The organism is Bacillus sp. SA1-12, from assembly GCF_000981385.1.
GTDB lineage: Bacteria > Bacillota > Bacilli > Bacillales > Bacillaceae > Metabacillus.
In genome coordinates, this window is record NZ_LATZ01000006.1 from 100,623 (window position 1) to 120,576 (window position 19,954).

Sequence of the window (19,954 nt, forward strand, 5' to 3'; positions counted from 1 at the left end):
AATTATTTGAATATAATGACAAATAGGTGGTTTGAAGGTAAAATAGTAGTAAGTTTGTGTGATGTACCATGAGGAGTTTTATTTGAAAATAATAATTGGGGCTGAGAGAATGAAACCATTTGAACGGGGAAACCAAATCTTTAAACTGGAACTCCCTACACCTTTTCCAGTAGGAGATGTGAATGTGTATTTAATTAAGGGGGATCATTTAACACTAGTGGATGCTGGTCCGAAGACTGAGGAGGCTTGGCAAGCGTTTCACTCCCAGCTAAAAGAACTTGGGTACAGCCCTCAGGACATTGACCAAGTCGTGATTACCCATCACCATCCTGATCATGTCGGTATGTTGGACTATTTTAGCGAGGAAATTCCAGTGTGGGGACATCCTTATAATACACCATGGTTAAAAAAAGATCCGCAATTTTTGGCAGAACAAACCATGTTCTTTGAAAAACTGTTTATTGAATTTGGAGTGGATAAAAAATTTTTCCCTTATTTAAAAAGGCTGAATCAAACACTTGAATTCTCCTGCAATCGAAATTTACAGCATTTTATACATGATGGAGAGGAAATTAGCAGTCTAGCTGGATGGAGAATCCTAGAAACACCTGGGCATGCTCAAAGTCATATCGTTTTATATGAGGAAAGGTCAGGGGTAGTAATAGGAGGAGATTTATTGTTAAAACATATTTCTCCCAACCCATTATTAGAGCCGCCGATGGCAAATTCAATAGAACGCCCGCGGCCGCAGCTCCAGTTAAACGAGTCCATTTCAAGGTTGTTAGAGATACCGGTCTCGCTGGTGTACACAGGGCATGGAGAATTGATTGAAGAAGCGCATGAGCTAATATCCCTTCGCTTAAAAAAGCAAGCGGAACGGGCAGATCTCGTTCTTCGTTTTCTTGAGGATAGGCCCTTAACTGCTTTTCAAGTATGTCAGGCATTGTTTCCAACGATTTATCATAAACAGCCGCTCTTAACAATGTCGGAAACAATCGGACAGCTTGACTATTTGGAAAATATCGGTCAAATTAAAGTAGATACGTCCAGGGAGTCATCCCTTTATATTGCCAATGAACGGTAGAGGTGAAATAGTTGAATATACGAATACAAGGATGCCATATTGCGATTACAGGGGCATCAAGCGGCATTGGTGAAAAAATTGCCATTGAATGTGCCAAGCGTGGTGCACATCTTATTTTATTAGCCAGAAGAGAAGAACGGTTAACAGAGCTTGCAGAACAAATTAAACGTGATTATGGGGTCTCATGCACATACTACATACTCGATGTTCAGGATCTTGATTCTGTTCAGCGCGTTTTTTCGAACATTGCACAGGAAGTCGGGCCTATTGATGTTCTTGTCAATAATGCCGGGTTTGGAATCTTTAATGATGTGCTGGATGCTTCCCTTGATGAAATGAAAAGCATGTTTGAAGTAAACGTATATGGCTTAGTTGCCTGTACAAAAATGGTGCTGCCTGCCATGATAGAAAGGAAAAAGGGTCATATTATAAACATTGGCTCACAGGCCGGCAAGATCGCAACTCCCAAATCCAGTCTTTATTCTGCAACCAAACATGCTGTAATAGGCTTTACAAACAGTTTGCGGATGGAGGTTAAATCAAGCAATATTTTTGTAACATCGGTAAACCCCGGTCCTATCAAAACAGATTTTTTCACGATTGCCGACAAGCAGGGGGATTATGTAAAAAATGTGGAACGCTGGATGCTCGACCCAAATAGGGTTGCGCGGATAATCGTAGATGCTATGCTTACACCAAAACGTGAAATCAATCTACCAGGCTGGATGAATACGGGAAGTACTCTTTATCAAGTCATGCCGAGGCTGTTTGAACGAATTGCCGGGAAGGCGTTTTTTAAGAAGTGAAAAGTGATTTCTTTTTATCAAAGGCATAGTCCACTAGGTACTAAGCCTTTTTAGTTGGAATCAAACCTAATTTAATTTGTGGAACAAGGTTATAGACGAATTTTTGTACTTCATGGTAAAAAAAGAGTGTTAATAACGATATAATTTATACTATATAACACTGAAACGTTCGGGAGGGTTTATGTCGAAAAAAACAATTGTATTTACTGGCGGAGGCTCTGCAGGTCATGTTACACCAAATATTGCAATAATTGAAGAAATAAAACGTAATAATATCTTGGATATTTATTATATAGGTTCTAAAAAAGGGATAGAAAAAGAGTTAATAAAAAAAATCAATATTCCTTATTTTAGTATAAGCAGTGGAAAGCTTAGAAGATATTTAGATTTTGAAAACATTGTAGATATATTCAGAGTGTTAAAAGGCTGTTCTGAAGCAAGGAAGATTCTAAAAAAATTGAAACCTGATTTAATTTTCTCAAAAGGCGGATTTGTGTCTGTTCCAGTTATTGTTGCAGCTAAGTCATTAAGCATTCCTATTTTTATTCATGAAAGTGATATGACACCGGGATTAGCTAATAAAATTTCTCAAAGGTTTGCTGCAAAAATATTTACCTCTTTTGAAGAAACAAAAAAGTTTTTCCCAGAAAATAAAACAAAAGCGATTGGTTCACCGATTAGAAAAGAGATATTTTATGGTTCAGCAGATAAAGGCAGAAGTTTTCTGGGGTTTGATGATCGGCGTCCAATCTTAACAATTATGGGGGGCAGTTTAGGGGCAAAGAAAATTAATAAAGCAGTCAGAGCATCCTTAAATCAGCTAACAGACAGATATCAAATTGTTCATTTATGTGGAAAGAATAATATTGATGACAGCCTTTTTGCCGTTTCCGGATATAAACAGTTTGAATACGTTCATGGAGAATTAGCTGACATATTGGCTGCTACACATCTTGTTATCACAAGAGGCGGCTCAAACTCTATTTTTGAATTTCTAGCATTAAAAATCCCCATGCTTATTATTCCTCTAAGCTTGCAGCAAAGCAGGGGAGATCAAATCCTTAATGCAAAGTCCTTCGAAGAAAAGGGATACTCTCTTACATTAAAAGAAGAAAATCTTACAAGTGAATCATTGCTAAACAGCTTGGATTTAATTGAGAAAAAAAGGAAAGAAGTAAGAATGAACATGGAACATTCTTCAATTGGAGATGCACTTTCTATCTTGGTAAATGAAATCTTGCTTACTAATCAGGGGAAGAATGTCTAAAAAGAAAGACCTAGTCGAAAGGGATATAATCGGGAAGCCCGACTGCAGAATTCAATAAAGTGGATTGAACAATATGAAGGAAAAATTATTGCCAAAGGTTATAGCACCTTTTTCGGAGTTAATCGATTATGTGCTGTCACAGAATTAGAAATATTGGGGATTAAAATGAGTAAAAACAACAAAGTGAAGGCACAAAATCTGTAAAAGCTGACAAAGTTTCCCCATAGTGTAAGTGTGGGGGAGAAAATGCTTAATCTGATACAGACTTAATTGAAAAAATTGACTCTATAGATTTCTATCATGTTTTAGAAACAGAAGAATAAATTTAGCGGCATTATTAAAAAATGATGCTGCTTTTTAATTTTCCTTATTTTGAAAAAAATAGATTGCAAATGAATTGAAAAAAAGTATATTTAGATTAATTGGCAAGTGTTTTTTTATTTTTATTAGTGAGGGAACATAATGAAAACAACGACAACCTTCGATCAATTACTAACAAGGTCTCAGTATAATGAAGCCATATCCATTTTTTTAGAAGAATTTCATCAAGTGAAGAGGGCTGGCTCATTATCTGCTTTTCGCCAGTGGCTGAATTCATTTGAAAATGAGGCTGCTATAAAAGATTATCTAAAGGTGATGGATATCGCATTAATGGAGAAATTATCTGCGATACTTGTAAAAGCTACCATAGACAGGATTAAAACCCCTATGATGACAATCTGGTATTGTGAGGAATTAGTAAATGATCATAAATTAATAGAAGCTGAGAAACGTTTAAAAGAGCTTTCTAACAAAGAGCTTACTCAGGAAGAAGAGGAGAGGCTTTCCTTTGTGCTTGCAGCTACGCTTATGACCATGCAGCGTTTTTCAGAAGCAATGACATATATGGAAAAATGTGCGGAACTTACAAAAGTGCCAATGAATACCCGTTGGGGCTACTATTATTTACAGAAGGGTGATTGGGAGCGGGCAATTGAACTTCTCGAGCAGGGGAAACTTGATAAAAAGGATGGTGTGACTGCTTATTCTCTTTTAATTCAACATTATGCCATTCATGGTGACTATGAAAGAGCTAATTTCATGTTGGAGGAAGGATTGGCTCATTACCCACATTACCCTAAGCTCTTAGTTGAAAAGGTTCGCCTGTTTTATCAAAATAAGAATTGGCCGGAAATGAGAACAGCCATTGCCGAAATAAATCAATTAACTCCCTTTCATGATTATAAAAGTTTATTTGAGGACTATTTGGCTGAGAGTTATTATTATGAGCAAGATTTACCTATGCTGACAACGTTTCTAAGTGAACGTCCTTATCTATCGAAGCAATCCCTGTTTAAAGAGTTTACTGGAACAGTCAATTTACCAACAAAATTAGTCACGTATAAACCAGCGATTCAAAAATACAATTATTGTGTTCCGGCAAGCTTAGAGATGGTGCTAAGTCAGTTTAATCAATATATTCATCAAGATGTCATTGCTGATTCGGTTTTCTCAGTGACGGGAACTAAGCTCTCCAAAGCAATAGAATACCTTGAAGAGCAGGGGTATGCTTGTCAATTTTTTTATGGTTCTGTTGAATTGTTTAAATCCTTATTAAATACGCAGGCTGGCGTCATGATAAATGTTGATTATCCTATGTCATCACATGTTCAGGTCCTTGTCGGCTATGACGATAATTTACAAGTTTTTCATGTGCAGGATCCGAATTTTCGAGAATATCACCAAATTCATTATACCGACCTCGAGAAGGAGTTCGGGAATAATAATGTCTTAGCTTTAGCAATCGTTCCAAATGATCAACCTGAAAAAATCCTGTCATTAAATAAATATCAGCATGAGGTTGTATGTAAAATGCTTAGCTTGGCTGAAGTTGAAGAAGATTCCTTAACAGCTGAAGAAGAAGAGTTTGTTCATGATCATCTTGGTGAATTACTTGTTGCTGCTTATACATTACGATATATCCCAAAACTTGTTAGTCAAGAAATGCTGGAAAAAGCTATAACAACGATTAATCTTAAGCTGGGAAACAATGAATATTGCAAGCTTATTACTGCACATGCTTATTGTCAAACAAAGCAGCTCGAAAAAGCGCTCATATGCCTTGATCATCCATTTACTAAACGGAATCAAGCTTCTTATTGGTTCTTAAAAGGAAGAATTTATTATGAGTTAAATGAATATTTGCCCGCTATTGCGGCATTTAATAAGGCTTTGCAATATGAACCTGAGGATCATATGATCTGGTCATATTTAGCCCTTTCTTCTTATTATGTAGGTGATAATAAAAAAGCTCTCTACTATTCAAACATTTCCCTGGATATTAATGATGAGGATCTGTTTGCTCTTATTAATTACGGTGTGATCTTATTCGATTTAGATAAATTTGAAGAAGCCCGTGAGATTTTTCATCAATTATTGAAATCAAATAAGCATGATGCTTATTTATGGTATGAACGGGCACGTTGTGATTATCAGCTTGGACGTTATCATGTTGCCAGAAAAGGCTTTAAGACAGCCATCTCTTTAGATCAGGACATCCCTTTTGCCTATCGCGAGCTTGCAAGCTTATATGAGTTACTTGATGGGAATGAGAAACGAGCCGAGCAAGTGCTGCTTGATGGTCTTTCACAAACAAATGAGTCGGATGTTTTGCTTAATGAACTTGGGGATTTATATGAACGTGCACAGCGCTATGAAGAAGCACGTACTTATCTTTTACGTGCTACTAACTTAAATCCAAATGATGTATTTCCCTGGATTTCATTAGCTTCCGTATTAAAAGCTGAAGAAAAGTATGACGAGTTATTTGCTTTTATGGCAAAACTTGCAGACGATTTTAAGAAAAATAGTGAATTTTTAATAAATGGAGGCAAGCTTCTTTGGGATGCCGCTGCTGAAGCAGAGGATAAACGTAGCTTTTATGAGCTTGCTTTAAACTTTATTGAAAAAGGTATCATTCATGCTACCCACCATGTTAATGACTGTTTAGAGATGTATGTTGAGGCAGTAGGTGATACAGCCTATACTCGGCGCGGAATTGCATTTTTAGAACAGCAGTTAAAGCACGGCACTAGTGAACATTCGTTTTATTACTTATGTTATATTGGCTGTTTATATGAGAAAGATGGTCTTTTCCAAAAAGCTAAGCATCAATTTGAGCAGGCTCTTGTACTTGAGGATAATGAAGTTCTGCCCTACTATCGTTTAGGAGAAATGGCGTTTAAGCTTGAGGACTATGAAGAGGCAGAGGCTTATTATCATAAGGTTCTTGCTCTTGATCCGTCACATGTACAGGCATATTTAGATCTTGCCTCGATTGCTTCTGTCAAAAAGGATAAAGTGAAGGAAAAGCATTTTTTGCTGAAGTCTTTTCTTATGAATCCTTTTAGTGTCAAGGCAGAGGATTTAGTTGAAGTGATGGATGATAACGCCGATCTTAAAGAGCTTCTCTTCTTCCTAAATGATCAAATGAAGAGGCAAGATAAAGCATTGATCCTTGATTCTATTGCTTATGTATATGGTAAGCTAGGCGATATTAAAAATGAGGAAGCTTATTTAAATAAAGCCTTGCATGATCGGCCAAATCATCCGCAGCTTCTATCTCATCAAGCAAAACTTTGGATGAAACAAGGTAAAAGCAAGCAGGCTAAAGCTGCGGTATTATCGCTTATTGAACAGAATGTAGAGGATCGAGAACTTTATAAGCTTCTAATTGAGCTTTCAGGCAAGCTGCGATCGGTTTTAAAGCTGGAAAATGATCTGAAAAAATTAAAGCTTGAGAAGGCTGAAAGAAGTCTTGCTTTTATGTTTACCGCAGCTGCTTATGAAAATGCCGTGTCTCCGATGGAGAATTCCTTTGAACAAGTAAGTGAAGCTAGAGGCTTTTTTAAAAAGTTAACAGGCTTTTCAAAGCTAACCTCTCATTTTAGTGTGATTATTGGTTTTTATGAAACAGCTATTAAATTAGATCGTGAAAATATTAACGCTGTGATGTGGCTTGCTGATTTTTACATCGGGGCCGAGCTTGCAAGCGATGCAATGAAAGTGCTTGAGCAGGCATTTACTCATAACGCAAATGTTGATATTGCTTATCGTCTTGCAGCTTTATATGTTGAAGAGTTAATGAATGTCAAACCTTCTAAGCAAATTCGGTATTTGACTAAGGCGAAAGAACTGCTTGAATTTTGCTTAGCTGAAAATGAAGATCCGGAATATATGAATTTATTGGCCTATGTCTTATTAGAACGAGAGGATTTGCTGGAGGCAGAGGGCATGTATCTTCGCTGTTTATCGATTGAGCCAACGATTGATAAGGGCTATTTCAATCTTTCAAGACTGTATCTCCAAATGGAGAAGTTTTCGGAGGCTGAACAAGCAAGCAAAGCAGCAATCGAATTAGAGCCGAACAATGCGGATTGTTTTAATCAGCTTGCTCTTATTTTCCACTGTCAAGGCCAGGATGAGGAAGCATTGGAAACGATTAATAAGGCTGTGAAATTAAATCCGGATGATTTGTTTTGCCTATACAACCGCGCTTGTTTTCTTATTGGGCTTGGCAGGATGAAAGAGGCTGCAAAGCAATTGGAGCAAGTTTTTGCATTAGATGAAGAAGGTTATTTTCTGGAATTGGCGGAAGAGGATGACGATCTAAAACCATTAATAGAAGCAGGTTATTTTCCTGTACCAGAATAGGACGAAAGGTAAGCACTTTTTGGTGCTTACCTTTCTTTTCTTTTGCAAATGTTGATGATTGATGACCTAAAACTTAAAGCTTAAGCTGAATTTTGCAACTTTAAGCTGTTTTTTTGCAACTTTTGATAGGATTCTAGCAACTTTCTGATTTATTCTAGCATTCGAGAATTCTCAAACTTATTTATTCTTGATTTGTTATATAGGCATATACAACATCCTCGATAACCTCATACCACTCTGTATTTGGATCTTTTTCTATTGCAGCTTTTTTAATTAGCTGTATATAGTCATCTTTCGAAAGCGGATCTTCATTAAGATCTCGGCCGTATTGTAAAAAGCTGTTCCTGAGCATTTTTAATAAGAATTTTTCGTCCATGATTACACCTCGCCTACCTGCTAGTATACATTTTTCCTCGCTTTTTTCGAAGGCATAAAAATTAATGTTTTTACTTAGTTTTCGTGTCTAGGAGCCAAAACTGGATTGGAGCGCGCCGATCTAGCAAGGTGCTTCCGCTTTTCGTACTATGGGTGAAACTTCCATTGAAATCGAACGTATATTCGCTTAAGATAATGAATATAATAAATGAGAACATACATTCTTATTTGGAGGAAGCGGCCATGATTGAAAACTACGATCAATTGCCAAAACGAAAAATTCTTTGCATTGATATGAAAAGCTTTTATGCTAGCTGTGCCGCGGTTTTACTGGGGCTGGATCCATTGACATGCTATTTAGTTGTTGTTGGTGATACTGAGCGGCAGGGAAGCATCGTACTGGCAGCTTCTCCGCGAATGAAAAAGGAATTTGGCATTAAAACGGGTGCAAGGCGTTTTGAAGTTCCGGATGACCCGCGGATTAAGATTGTTAACCCGAAGATGGGAACGTATATCCGGATGTCAACAGAAATAACGAAATTGTTTCATCGCTATGTACCAAAGGAGGCGATCCATACTTATAGTGTGGATGAGAGTTTTATCGAAGTGGATAGTGTCGAGCATATTTGGGGAGATGCCCGGACAATTGCCAATAAAATTCGTGATGAGATGAAGCGTGAGTTTGGTCTTCCGGGTGCAATTGGCATTGGGCCTAATATGTTGCTTGCAAAGATATGCTTGGATATTGATGCAAAAAAGACGGGGGTAGCAGAGTGGACGTATGACGATGTAAAAGAAAAGCTGTGGAAGCTTGAGCCGTTAAATAAAATGTGGGGCATCGGGTCGAGAGTGCAAAAGACGTTGAATCGAATGGGGATTTTTAATGTTGGGCAGCTGGCTCATTACCCGCTCGAGCTTCTGGAAAAAAAATTTGGCATCATGGGCAATCAGCTTTACTATCACTCATGGGGAGTAGACTTGTCGGAAGTTGGTGCACCGATTATGCAAGGACAAATCAGCTTCGGCAAAAGCCAAATTTTACTTCGTGACTATCTCGATCCTGAGGAAGTAAAGCATGTGATTTTAGAAATCAGTGAGGAGGTTGCCCGCAGAGCACGTCAGCACAAAAAGGTAGGACGAACGATCAGCCTTGGGATTGGCTATAGCCGTGATGAATTTGGCGGTGGTTTTTATCGCTCCAAAACAATTGATCAGCCAACAAATATTACGATGGATATTTATGAAACATGTTTACAGCTATTTGAGAAATTTTATGCTAATAAAACAGTTCGGCAAATATCGATTACACTGTCAAATATTGAGGATGATTGTGAGATGCAGCTTGATTTGTTTCGGCCAAACCGTACAAAGCAGCGAACGCTTGGTTACGTAATGGATTCCATTCGCCAAAAGTATGGTTCAGATGCGATTTTACGTGCTGTGTCGTACACTCCGGCCGGAACTGCCAAGCACCGTGCCAAGCTTGTCGGCGGCCATAAGGCATAACAAGTCTATACTGCCTAAAGAGAATGTTAACGAGTGTTAGGGTGGTGATGAATACATGATACGGGACAGAGGAAATATTAAATGGACATCAATGATGCTGCCTGAACATGTAAAGTTATTAAGAGATTGGTCAGAAGCCGATACCTATCAAGAAAAGACTGAGCTTGATGAGCAGCAGCTCGAACAGTTTAATGAAATCATTTGCTTAGCAATGGAAGAGCATAAGGAGCTTATTTTTACGTACTATAAAGACCATTTTCATCACATATGCTCTGGCCATGTCCACTATATAGACCCGATTTCACATACGCTTCGAATTGTTGATGAACAAAACGGCCAGCGCTTTAAGCTGTCATTTTCAGCAATTGTTGATGTGAAGCAAAAATAGGCCGGAGTTCTTTCTCTATTTAAAGGCTCATGAAAACGAATATCCCGTAGAAGGTGTAAGCCTACGGGATATATATGTTAACGCAAATTAAACTAATCCTAGCTCCCGTTTTCGATTTTGTTTGACTTGTTCTGATTTTGGGGCCTGTTGAGAAAGAACGGCACATTCGTCAAAGGCAAACTGTTTACAGCCTTTACAGCGCTGAACATCCAGAATTGAAAGAGCATGATCAATCGCATCACCGGTACGCGAAAAGGAGTTTTCCTCACCTACTAGTTGATAAAATCCAGTTTTTTCGAATAGTTCTTTCGGTTGAGGCTGAAGACCGGAAATCAGTACATGATGGTACGGAGGCTTTAATTGTTTGGCAATCTTAGTGAGAAGCGCCTCTCCGGATGTATCTATAAATGAAACTTTGCTCATTCTTAATAAAAGAATTTTTGGTTTAGCATGAAGGATCTCTTCCATTTCGGCTTCGAACCGTTCTGTTGAACCGAAGAATAAAGGTCCTTCAAGTGTATAAATATTAATTTGCGGGCAATTGGAATCTTGCCGAACCATCTCTGGTTTAACTAGTTTATCGGCAGGATCCGGTAATACCTTTGACACTTTCAAGGTACCGCTCATCAGCTTAACGAAAGCAAGAAGTGCTAGAAGCAAACCAACGCCTACGCCTGTTGTCAGGTCGATAAAAACAGTTAATAAGAAGGTTACGGTCAGGACGAGAGAATCCATGGTTTTGGTTTTTAATATATGGGCGAACTCTTTACGTTCACTCATATTCCAAGCGACCACCATAAGGATAGGGGCCATGCTCGCTAGGGGAATAGCTGAAGCATATGGAGCAAGCACCACTAACACAAGTAAAACCACAACCCCATGTGTCACACCAGATATTGGTGAGGCGGCACCATTTTTAATATTTGTGGCAGTTCGAGCAATAGCGCCTGTCGCTGGAATGCCGCCGAATAAAGGAGTAACCATATTGGCTAAGCCCTGTCCAATTAGCTCTTTATTGCTGTTGTGTTTACTATTGGTCATTCCGTCAGCCACTAAAGCTGATAATAGTGATTCAATGCCTCCAAGCATGGCAATGACGAAAGCCGCAGGAAGGAGTTCAATCACCAAGCTCATTGTTAGTTGCGGGAATTCAAAGCCTGGAAATTCATTGGGGATGGCTCCATAAGTCGAACCGATTGTTGAAACTTGGTTAGGAAAGAATACATAAGCTGCGAGAGTTGAGACAAGTAAGCCTAGCAGTGCTCCAGGAATTTTTGGCATAAACTTTGGTGCTAAAATGACAATAAATAAGCTTATAGCCGCCACTAAAACGCTATAAAGATTCACTGTGTGGATATTTATCAGGATTTCTTTCAAATTGAGAAGAAAGGCTTCCTCTTTTTCTAAGCCGCTTAAACCCAGGAAATTAGCAATCTGACCGGAAAAGATAATAACAGCAATGCCAGCAGTAAACCCGATCGTAACAGGACGAGGAATGAACTTAATAAACCTTCCTAATTTGAATACACCTAAAAGAAAAATCATGATGCCCGCAAGGAAACCTGCGATCAATAATTTTTCATAGCCGAACTGCATCACTACTCCTAATAAGACTGGGACAAATGCACCCGTAGGTCCCGCAATCTGAAATCTTGAACCTCCAAAAAGAGACACAATGATTCCGGCAATGGCAGATGTATATAACCCATACTCCGGCCTTACTCCTGAGGCGATAGCAAAAGCCATTGCCAGTGGAATAGCAACAATTCCAACTATCAACCCTGCAACAAGATCTTTTTGAAAATGTGTAAACGTGTAATTTGCAAACCTGCTAGAACCAGACATCCATAACATCCTCCCTTTACGTTTCTTTTTTAAACATAATTGCGCGGTATTTAATAATGTAATCAGTAAATTTGGAGAAATTATGGAGTTTTTCAATTTTGTTCCATATGTCCTATTTTTTCAAATAACAGTATATCAATAGTTTCAATTTTGAGATATTGTCTACAAATTCTTTTTTGTTATAGGTAAAGTTTAAAGAGATCGGAAAATTGAAGATAGTCATTCTTATAAAGATATCTAAGCCGGAGGAGATCGATGAAGAAGAAAATATTGCTGGTTGATGATGAATGGAATATGAGAAACTTATTAAAAATTTATCTAGAAAAAGAATATGAGGTAATAGAGGCGGAGGACGGTAAGCAGGCATTGGCCATCCTCACATCAGCAGATTTCCATTTAATCGTACTAGACATCATGCTCCCAACGATTAACGGGTGGCAGATTTGCAAAGCGATTAGAAAAGAAAAGCAAACACCTATCCTCATGTTAACAGCGAGAAACGAGTTAAAAGATAAAATTTACGGATTAGATATCGGGGCAGATGATTATTTAGGAAAACCATTTGAGCCTGATGAGTTGATTGCTCGAATCAAGGCTTTGTTAAGACGTTCTGATATGAATGATCCTCAAAAGCAAAAGGAGATAATGATCGGCAACCATTTAATGAGAATACAAACAGAGAGCAGAACGATCTTAGTTAAAGGAGAGAAGTTAAATTTAACCCCGAAGGAATATGATCTTCTCTATCTGTTGGCAAATCAGCCTCAACGGGTTTTTACTAGAGATTTATTGCTTGATGTCATCTGGGGGATGAAAGATACAAGAGATCATAGGGCTGTTGATTCTCATATTAAGAATATCCGAATAAAGGTGAAGGAAAAAATACCTACATATAATCCAATAGAAACAATTTGGGGTGTGGGCTATAAGTTAAATCAGTCGGATGAACCTGTATGAAATGGAACAGCATTGTTTTTAAACTCGGAGGCACTATATTTATTATCTTAATGTGCGTCATTCTCCCATTGACATATACGATCGATCAGCTTTTTGCTAGATTCTATTTTAGTGAAGCACGCCACCAAATCGACCAATTAGCCTACCAATATTCCCGCACCTTAACAGATTTAAAGGATATGGATTCATTGAAAACCGTAGCACGATTAACAAAAACAGAAATTTGCATTATTGACCGGGAAGGAAAGGTATTATATACGTCTAATGATCAGCATTTACCGCAGGAAACTAAAGTTTCTGGAAATTTGCTTTCATCGGTTTATTCAGGGAAAGCTGTAAAACAAGATTATTTTAACCCCTATAATCAAAAGAATTATCTTGCTTCTGGGAAGCCGCTGCAAATAGATGACAAAGTAAACGGGGCAATATTGGTATTTTCTAAGGCGGAACAAATAAAACAGACAATCCATCATATAGAGCTTTTGCTATTAGCCTCATTGCTAGGTGCTCTATGTATGGCGCTGGGCTTTACCTATATCGCCTCTAAAAAGCTTGCTTCGCCTTTATTGCAAATGGAAAAAGTAACGCGAGATGTAGCAAAAGGGAAGTTTTATAGAAAAGTTGCCATTACTTCAAATGATGAGGTAGGCTCTTTGGCAGCAGCGATTAATGATTTAGGTCACGAACTAGAAGGATACAGAAACAGGCAAACAGAATTTCTTGCGAATATATCCCATGATTTGCGAACACCTATTTCATATATAAAAGGTTATACACAGGTTATTCATGATAAATTGTATAAGAATGAAAAAGAGAAGGACCTTTATTTATCCATTATTCTTGATGAAGTGAACCAATTAAATGTTTTGGTTGCTGATTTGTTTGAGCTGTCAAAAATCGATGGGGGGCAGTTAGACCTTCACTTTAATTGGGTTAATCTTCATGATTTGATTGAAAATTGCCTGACGAAGGTTGGATTAAAAGCCAAAAAGAAGAAATTGCGCCTTCTGAAGGAAATAGATGACAGGATCCCTTTTATTTACACAGATGCAGTCCGCTTAGAGCAGATTTTAATGAATTTATTAGAAAATGCTATTCGCTATAACAGGTCCAATGGGGATGTGAAAATTGCTGGCTATGCGGACAAAAAGAAAGTAAATCTTGTAATAGAGGATACGGGAATTGGTATATCAGAACATGATCTTCCCTATATTTTTGAGAGATTCTATAAGGCTGACAAGTCTCGTTCAGACAGGCAGGGAAGTACAGGTTTAGGATTATCTATTGTCAAGCAGCTTGTTATATTATTAGAGGGTGACATAAAGGTGAAAAGTACGCTAAATAAAGGAACATCATTCTCGATCACTCTTCCATTCAGGGTAAGAGAGAATTCCTGAGAATGAATTATGTAAAATAAAAAGAGTTAAAGGATGAAAAACAAACCTCTCATCTTTTGACTCTTTTCTTTTTCCACCGATGCTTCTTCTGTAGAAGCATCTTAAAACGATATTTTTGAGGTCCACCCCTATAAAGATCCACAATATAGATATTAAAATGCCGAACGTTCAGGGATAATATAAAAATTTCCCTGTTGTAGCTATGAATAGAAATATTTTCCGAAGAAGATAATAAGGCTGAAAGTCGGTGATCTAGTGGGTCCAATTAAATTTTTATTATTGGTTTTTATGATTATGCTAGCTATTGGCCTATTTGCTCATGTACAAACGATCCCTGCATTGCTATCAGTCTCTGGACGTGATTCGTGGATAACAATTATTGTTACCGTATTGCCCATGATTCTATGGTTATTTATTTTAGGGAAATTAGTCAAGCTATCAGGAAAGATAAGTGTTACCGATTGGAAGGAAAACTTATCTCCGTTTCGTTATTATTTGCTTGTAGGTCCGTTCGTTCTTTATCTAATTTTCTCCGCTTTCATAACGAGCAAAGATATCGTAATTTGGAGCCATATTTCATATATACCAGATATAAAATATGAAATCATTGTCATTGTTTTTCTGTTTATATGTTATCTTGGAACAAAATCAGGAACACAATCATTAGCAATCTTAAGTGGAATATTATTGCCGTTGGTAGTAGTGTTAGGCATATTTGTCATGACAGTGAATGTGAAAAATAAACAGTATGAATTGCTATTCCCTATTTTTGAAGACGGATATATGCCAATTCTTAACGGGCTTATTTATACAATGCTGCCGTTAGTAGAACTATTCATTATTATGATCATTCCTCATGTAGACAATAAAACAATGACAACTAAAAAGATCTTTCTAATCGGCGGGATTATTGTAGGTTTGATGCTTGGACCTACAATAGGGGCAATTACAGAATTTGGCCCTGACCAAGCATCTATATATCGCTATCCGGCATTTGAACAGTGGCGGATACTCACAATAGGAAATTACTTTTCACATGTAGACTTTTTCGCCATTTATCAATGGTTAGCAGGCGGAGTCTTAAGAACAAGTTTATATGTATTAATAGCAAGTTACCTGCTTACAAGAAAGAAACAAAAGAAGTACACAGTTATCTCAATTTATCTTGTTCTAATGATTGGATGTTTCTATCGGATTGATCAACACACATTTTATGAATTTGTATATACGTTTTTTATGCCGGCTTCATTACTTGTATTAACGATTCAACTAGCTATTCTATTTGTTTTTCTTACCCTTCAAAATCATAAAAAGAAGCTGGAGAAGGTGAAGCAGGATGGTTGAGAATAACGTTGAGTATACAGTTGAGGGAATGCAAAATCTGTTTTATTCGTCTTCAGATGTTGTGATAAAAACAATATTAATAGGAGAAGGAGAAAAGATTTTGGTGGTGTTTTGTCAACCATTAGTTGATACAAATATAGTAAATCAATTTGTATTGCTGCCGATGAATCAACATGAATCTGTTGAGAAATTACTTGAATCGCTGAAAAACTCGATACAAATAAGCGCAGTGGAAAAGGCGCAAATAACGCCTGATGATATTTGCAGTTTTATTTTTTCAGGGAAACTAATGGTGACAACATGGGAGAATGATGTGGTCTATTTTTATGATATCAGTAAAATACCTTCCCGAACACCTGATGAGTCAATTACAGAAGTTTCGGTAAGGGGACCAAAGGATGGATTTGTGGAGGAAATAGGTACAAATATTGGATTAGTTAGAAAGCGTTTAAAAACAGCTTCATTTATTGTCGAAGAATATAAAGTAGGGAAACGAACTCAAACAAAGGTAGCGCTTCTTTATATAACAGATATTATAAATTCAGAATTATTAAAAGAAATTAAAGAGCGATTAGAAAACATAGAAATCGATATCCTCACTGGAAGTGCACAAATGGAACAGCATATTGCGAAGAAACAGCTTCTATCATTGTTTCCGTTAGTGGATTATACGGGAAGACCAGATTATGTTGTTGAATCGATAAACCAAGGAAGGTTTTCCATCATTGTTGATGGAGCACCAACTGCTTTGGTTGCTCCTGCAAACTTAGGATATTTAATAAAAACCTCAGAAGATGGGCATACAAGCTTTTTTTATGCTTCAGTCGAAAGGCTACTCCGCTTATTTGGCTTAATTGTTACAATTTTCCTGCCAGGATTGTATACGGCTCTAACAACTCATAATGTCGGACAATTACCGCTGCCATTATTAGCTACAATTTCATTATCAAGAATGGGGCTTCCATTTACAGCCTTTATAGAGATTATCATAATGTTAATTATGTTTGAATTGTTTCGAGAGGCGGGGGCACGCCTGCCTAAAGCTGTTGGTCAAACAGTAGCGGTTTTAGGCGGATTGATCATAGGGGATGCAGCGATAAGAGGAGGCATTACATCGCCAACGATGCTCGTTGTTATAGGCGTTACAGCCATTGCAAGCTTTACGCTTGTGAATCAATCACTTGCAGGAAATATTTTTATTTTACGATTATATGTTGTCATCTTGAGCTATGTCATGGGGATTTTTGGTGTTATCATTGGTTTCATTTCGATTGTGATGTATTTAGCTAATTTAAAGTCATTCGGTTTTCCGTATTTGTCCTTATATACAAATCTGACCTGGAAGGATTTCTTGTCAATCTTTATAAAGTTGCCTGAAGAAATAAAAGATAAGCGCGGAGCTGGATTAAAGCAAAAGGACTCTTCAAGGTTAGGTGAAACTGAATGAGGTTCCGATTGAGTAAGCTATTGATATTTGCATCAATGTTAATATTTCTTTCAAGCTGTGGAAGTGCCAAGGAAATTTATAATCAAGCATACGCTGTTGGCATGGGAATTGACTATATAGATGATGAATACAATGTTGTTATCCAATTTCTTGATTTTAGTAACGTTGCTAAAACTGATCAAGGGAAGAGCTCGCAGTCGGTACCTGTTTGGTTGGCGAAGGGGAAAGGAAATACCATTGAAGCCGCATTAACAGACATTTATCAATCAGTTCAAATGCGGGTGAATTTCGAACAGTTAAATTTAATCGTTTTCGGTGAAGGGATTATTAAATCAAAACAGCTTGAAGAGGCATTTCAATCACTAACATCTAATTTTACTGTCCGGTTAACGGCATGGGCATATGGGACAAATATGAGTTTTGAAGACATTTTTACTTCAACGGTGATATTTGACTTTCCGTTTTCTTACTCAAGGTTAAATCAGCCTGATGAAGGAAATCAGCAGAGCTCCACGATTCCAGCAATTACGTTAAGAGAATTTGTTTGGAGATTTAATGAAAAAGCAATGACAACCATCATTCCATCTGTTTCACTTAACGAACAAAATATTCTTAAAGAGGATAGGCCTAAAAAGACTGCGGTCATCAATGGAGCTTACATTCTTTCAAATAAAGCATATAAAGGCTGGTTATCCACATCAGATTTACGCGGCTTTATTTGGACAAACAATGAGTCGAACAGATCGATTACAACAATTAACGAAGAAAAAGACAATCTAGTAACCGTAGAACTAATAGAGCCGAAAATAAAATTGAAAAAGAATGTTAATGGATTGAATTATAACGTTATTGTACGATTAAGAGCCATAGTAAAACAGAGCTTAGATAGTCACTTATCCCAAGAAAAGTTTATAAAGAAAGTGGAAGATGCAGTAAAAAAAGAAGTGAAAAAAACGTTCATTGCAGGGAAAGAGATCGGTGCAGATATATTTCAATTGGAGGACAACTTGTATCGATACCATTATCATGAATGGAAAAACAATAAACAGGAACAACCAATTGATATGGCGAATGTTAAGGTGAAGGTGGAAACATTATATAGTATTGATAAATATAAAAGCAAAAACTCAGATGCAAATACAAAAAGGCAAAATTAAAAAAATTCGTATTATCCATTCAACGGATAGTCAATGCATGAAATAACAGGGTATGATAAACTAGGGATATAGTTTGTTGCGAAGGAGAATAGTATGCAGGTAACATTTACTAAAGAAGCACTTGAGCAAATATCACCTAAACTTGAAGAAAATAAAAATAAAGTTTTAAAATTAAAATATGATACAGAAGGCTGCGGATGTGTAATGAGCGGTGTGACATCCTTATGGCTTGTAGATGAGCAGGATGCTGATGATATTAAGATTGAAACAAATGAAATACCGTTATTTGTTGAGAGAACAAAAATGGTCTTTTTAGATGAAGAGCTTACCGTTTCCTTTAACAAAACTGCCAATTGTTTTATGTTAAAAAGCCCTTCACAAATATTAAATCCGCGTATGAGCTTGTTAGTAAAGTGAGGGAAAAAATAGGTGAAGGATCGATTAAAATCAATAAAAAATGTTGCCTTAAATAAGACATGGGTATCTTTTTTAAATGATAATCATCCATACAGTCTGCTGCATTGGTCGATTGGCGGGTTTCATGACGAAACAAAAGATGTATGGCTGCTTCAGGATGAAATGACGTTTGAAGCACAGGAATTTCCAACCATTGATGAAGCTATTCAGTGGATGGAGAATAATATGGAGAATATTTCAGATGTGCTAGGATAAAATGTAAGGCTGTCACCTCCAAACAGGGCAGCCTTTTTATTATTTATAATCCAATTTCAGTGAAAAAGTCATCAATTACCTTTGAATAATCTTCGCGATTGTCAGCATATGACATTGCATGTGAACCCTTTTCAGCAATGTAGAGTTTTTTTGTCCCTATCTTTTTGTCATAAAGTTGCTGTGTCATTTGAGAAGGGATATAATCGTCATCCTTACTATGGATAAAAAGAACAGGGCTGTTAATATTAACGACTGAATTAATTGGCGACACCTCTTTAAGTGAATAGCGGTCACGAAGCTGAACAAAAGGCTTTGCAATTGGCATCACAAGAAAGCTGGGAATTTTAAATTCAGCTTTTAATCGGTATAACAGCTGTGCCTCAAGCTCAGAAAAAGGGCAATCTGCAATATAAAAATCAGCTCCATCTTCGACCATACCAGCATAAAGTAATGTTGTAACAGCACCCATTGATTCTCCATGAATACCTAAAACAATGGAGTCTCCAGCCTCTTGCTTTAACCAGTGAACAATTGATTGAAGGTCAAACTTTTCATAATGACCATAGCTTGTTGTTTTCCCGCCGCTTTCACCATGTCTGCGATGGTCGTATATCAAAACATTCCAGCCTTTTTGTATAAATAAATTCATGTATTTCACAGAATTAAGGCGATTTACTGTAACTCCGTGGCATAAGATGATGTAACGGTTTGTTCCATGGGGCTCAATAAGTGAGCCTTTAAGCAAATACCCAAACCGGGATGGAATAGAGAAATGTTTTTTTTCTAACGCATCGAACTCTTCTTGGTTATAAAGCTCTAGCATCGTTTCCCGCTCAATGATTTCTTTATCTGTTTTCTTTTTTATGTACATCATTTTATTCGTAAAGAAAATTCCTACAATAAAAATGTATGAGAGGATAATAAACAGTCCGAAAAAAACTTTTTTCATAGGCAACTCCTTTATTTAAGTTATACCTTCTAAGTCCCATTTGATCTCTCTTCATTATAACAAATGCA

The 19,954-nt window shown here is 37.2% G+C and carries 16 protein-coding genes; 13 read left to right on the plus strand and 3 right to left on the minus strand.

The window, feature by feature from the left end; all coding sequences use genetic code 11:
* Nucleotides 1–82: 82 nt before the first annotated feature.
* The 4 genes from WQ54_RS06015 to WQ54_RS06030 all read left to right on the plus strand — a co-directional run bounded on the left by WQ54_RS06015 (nucleotide 83) and on the right by WQ54_RS06030 (nucleotide 7,849).
* Nucleotides 83–1,084: an MBL fold metallo-hydrolase gene (locus WQ54_RS06015; RefSeq protein WP_331435075.1), complete on the plus strand. Its 1,002-nt coding sequence runs from the start codon at nucleotides 83–85 to the stop codon at nucleotides 1,082–1,084.
* An 11-nt stretch (nucleotides 1,085–1,095) separates the two neighbouring features.
* Nucleotides 1,096–1,890: an SDR family oxidoreductase gene (locus WQ54_RS06020; protein ID WP_156177761.1), complete on the plus strand. Its 795-nt coding sequence runs from the start codon at nucleotides 1,096–1,098 to the stop codon at nucleotides 1,888–1,890.
* Between the two features lie 181 nt (nucleotides 1,891–2,071).
* Entirely contained in the window at nucleotides 2,072–3,157 is a 1,086-nt protein-coding gene (locus WQ54_RS06025; RefSeq protein WP_046513525.1) for an undecaprenyldiphospho-muramoylpentapeptide beta-N-acetylglucosaminyltransferase, read from the plus strand.
* Between the two features lie 462 nt (nucleotides 3,158–3,619).
* On the plus strand, nucleotides 3,620–7,849 hold the full coding sequence (locus tag WQ54_RS06030; RefSeq protein WP_046513528.1) for a tetratricopeptide repeat protein: 4,230 nt from the start codon (nucleotides 3,620–3,622) through the stop codon (nucleotides 7,847–7,849).
* A 181-nt stretch (nucleotides 7,850–8,030) separates the two neighbouring features.
* Here the strand turns inward: WQ54_RS06030 and WQ54_RS06035 are convergent, their stop codons facing one another.
* Complete coding sequence (locus tag WQ54_RS06035; protein ID WP_046513531.1) at nucleotides 8,031–8,225, minus strand: YqzH family protein; 195 nt, start codon at nucleotides 8,223–8,225, stop codon at nucleotides 8,031–8,033.
* A 242-nt stretch (nucleotides 8,226–8,467) separates the two neighbouring features.
* On the opposite strand from WQ54_RS06035, the gene WQ54_RS06040 reads away from it, so the two are divergent.
* Complete coding sequence (locus WQ54_RS06040; protein ID WP_197089551.1) at nucleotides 8,468–9,730, plus strand: UV damage repair protein UvrX; 1,263 nt, start codon at nucleotides 8,468–8,470, stop codon at nucleotides 9,728–9,730.
* 55 nt (nucleotides 9,731–9,785) lie between these two features.
* Nucleotides 9,786–10,118 (plus strand): YolD-like family protein, encoded by a 333-nt coding sequence (locus WQ54_RS06045; RefSeq protein WP_046513533.1) that lies wholly within the window; start codon nucleotides 9,786–9,788, stop codon nucleotides 10,116–10,118.
* 87 nt (nucleotides 10,119–10,205) lie between these two features.
* On the opposite strand, the gene WQ54_RS06050 is transcribed toward WQ54_RS06045, so the two are convergent.
* The gene (locus WQ54_RS06050; protein ID WP_046513536.1) at nucleotides 10,206–11,963 is read right to left on the minus strand and encodes a SulP family inorganic anion transporter; all 1,758 of its coding nucleotides are present in this window, start codon (nucleotides 11,961–11,963) and stop codon (nucleotides 10,206–10,208) included.
* Nucleotides 11,964–12,218: 255 nt separating this feature from the next.
* On the opposite strand from WQ54_RS06050, the gene WQ54_RS06055 reads away from it, so the two are divergent.
* From WQ54_RS06055 to WQ54_RS06085, 7 genes are all read left to right on the plus strand, one after another.
* On the plus strand, nucleotides 12,219–12,920 hold the full coding sequence (locus tag WQ54_RS06055; protein ID WP_046513538.1) for a response regulator transcription factor: 702 nt from the start codon (nucleotides 12,219–12,221) through the stop codon (nucleotides 12,918–12,920).
* Nucleotides 12,917–14,317 (plus strand): ATP-binding protein, encoded by a 1,401-nt coding sequence (locus WQ54_RS06060; RefSeq protein WP_046513541.1) that lies wholly within the window; start codon nucleotides 12,917–12,919, stop codon nucleotides 14,315–14,317. The genes WQ54_RS06055 and WQ54_RS06060 overlap by 4 nt, the downstream gene beginning before the upstream one ends.
* A gap of 255 nt (nucleotides 14,318–14,572) precedes the next feature.
* The gene (locus WQ54_RS06065) at nucleotides 14,573–15,661 is read left to right on the plus strand and encodes an endospore germination permease (RefSeq protein ID WP_046513543.1); all 1,089 of its coding nucleotides are present in this window, start codon (nucleotides 14,573–14,575) and stop codon (nucleotides 15,659–15,661) included.
* Complete coding sequence (locus WQ54_RS06070; protein ID WP_046513546.1) at nucleotides 15,654–17,108, plus strand: spore germination protein; 1,455 nt, start codon at nucleotides 15,654–15,656, stop codon at nucleotides 17,106–17,108. The genes WQ54_RS06065 and WQ54_RS06070 overlap by 8 nt, the downstream gene beginning before the upstream one ends.
* Before the next feature lie 8 nt (nucleotides 17,109–17,116).
* Nucleotides 17,117–18,265: a Ger(x)C family spore germination protein gene (locus WQ54_RS06075; protein WP_197089552.1), complete on the plus strand. Its 1,149-nt coding sequence runs from the start codon at nucleotides 17,117–17,119 to the stop codon at nucleotides 18,263–18,265.
* Nucleotides 18,266–18,358: 93 nt separating this feature from the next.
* Complete coding sequence (locus tag WQ54_RS06080; protein WP_046513550.1) at nucleotides 18,359–18,682, plus strand: iron-sulfur cluster biosynthesis family protein; 324 nt, start codon at nucleotides 18,359–18,361, stop codon at nucleotides 18,680–18,682.
* A 12-nt stretch (nucleotides 18,683–18,694) separates the two neighbouring features.
* Complete coding sequence (locus WQ54_RS06085; RefSeq protein WP_046513553.1) at nucleotides 18,695–18,937, plus strand: DUF2552 family protein; 243 nt, start codon at nucleotides 18,695–18,697, stop codon at nucleotides 18,935–18,937.
* Between the two features lie 43 nt (nucleotides 18,938–18,980).
* Here WQ54_RS06085 and WQ54_RS06090 read toward each other — a convergent pair whose 3' ends face one another.
* Nucleotides 18,981–19,886 (minus strand): alpha/beta hydrolase, encoded by a 906-nt coding sequence (locus WQ54_RS06090; protein ID WP_046513556.1) that lies wholly within the window; start codon nucleotides 19,884–19,886, stop codon nucleotides 18,981–18,983.
* Nucleotides 19,887–19,954: the final 68 nt, after the last annotated feature.

Excerpts from the sequence above, each read along its gene's own strand:
- WQ54_RS06025 (WP_046513525.1), top strand. The coding sequence starts at position 2,072 with ATGTCGAAAAAAACAATTGTATTTACTGGCGGAGGCTCTGCAGGTCAT.
- WQ54_RS06030 (WP_046513528.1), top strand. The coding sequence starts at position 3,620 with ATGAAAACAACGACAACCTTCGATCAATTACTAACAAGGTCTCAGTAT.
- WQ54_RS06035 (WP_046513531.1), bottom strand. The coding sequence starts at position 8,225 with ATGGACGAAAAATTCTTATTAAAAATGCTCAGGAACAGCTTTTTACAA.
- WQ54_RS06040 (WP_197089551.1), top strand. The coding sequence starts at position 8,468 with ATGATTGAAAACTACGATCAATTGCCAAAACGAAAAATTCTTTGCATT.
- WQ54_RS06045 (WP_046513533.1), top strand. The coding sequence starts at position 9,786 with ATGATACGGGACAGAGGAAATATTAAATGGACATCAATGATGCTGCCT.
- WQ54_RS06050 (WP_046513536.1), bottom strand. The coding sequence starts at position 11,963 with ATGTCTGGTTCTAGCAGGTTTGCAAATTACACGTTTACACATTTTCAA.
- WQ54_RS06055 (WP_046513538.1), top strand. The coding sequence starts at position 12,219 with ATGAAGAAGAAAATATTGCTGGTTGATGATGAATGGAATATGAGAAAC.
- WQ54_RS06060 (WP_046513541.1), top strand. The coding sequence starts at position 12,917 with ATGAAATGGAACAGCATTGTTTTTAAACTCGGAGGCACTATATTTATT.
- WQ54_RS06070 (WP_046513546.1), top strand. The coding sequence starts at position 15,654 with ATGGTTGAGAATAACGTTGAGTATACAGTTGAGGGAATGCAAAATCTG.
- WQ54_RS06080 (WP_046513550.1), top strand. The coding sequence starts at position 18,359 with ATGCAGGTAACATTTACTAAAGAAGCACTTGAGCAAATATCACCTAAA.
- WQ54_RS06090 (WP_046513556.1), bottom strand. The coding sequence starts at position 19,886 with ATGAAAAAAGTTTTTTTCGGACTGTTTATTATCCTCTCATACATTTTT.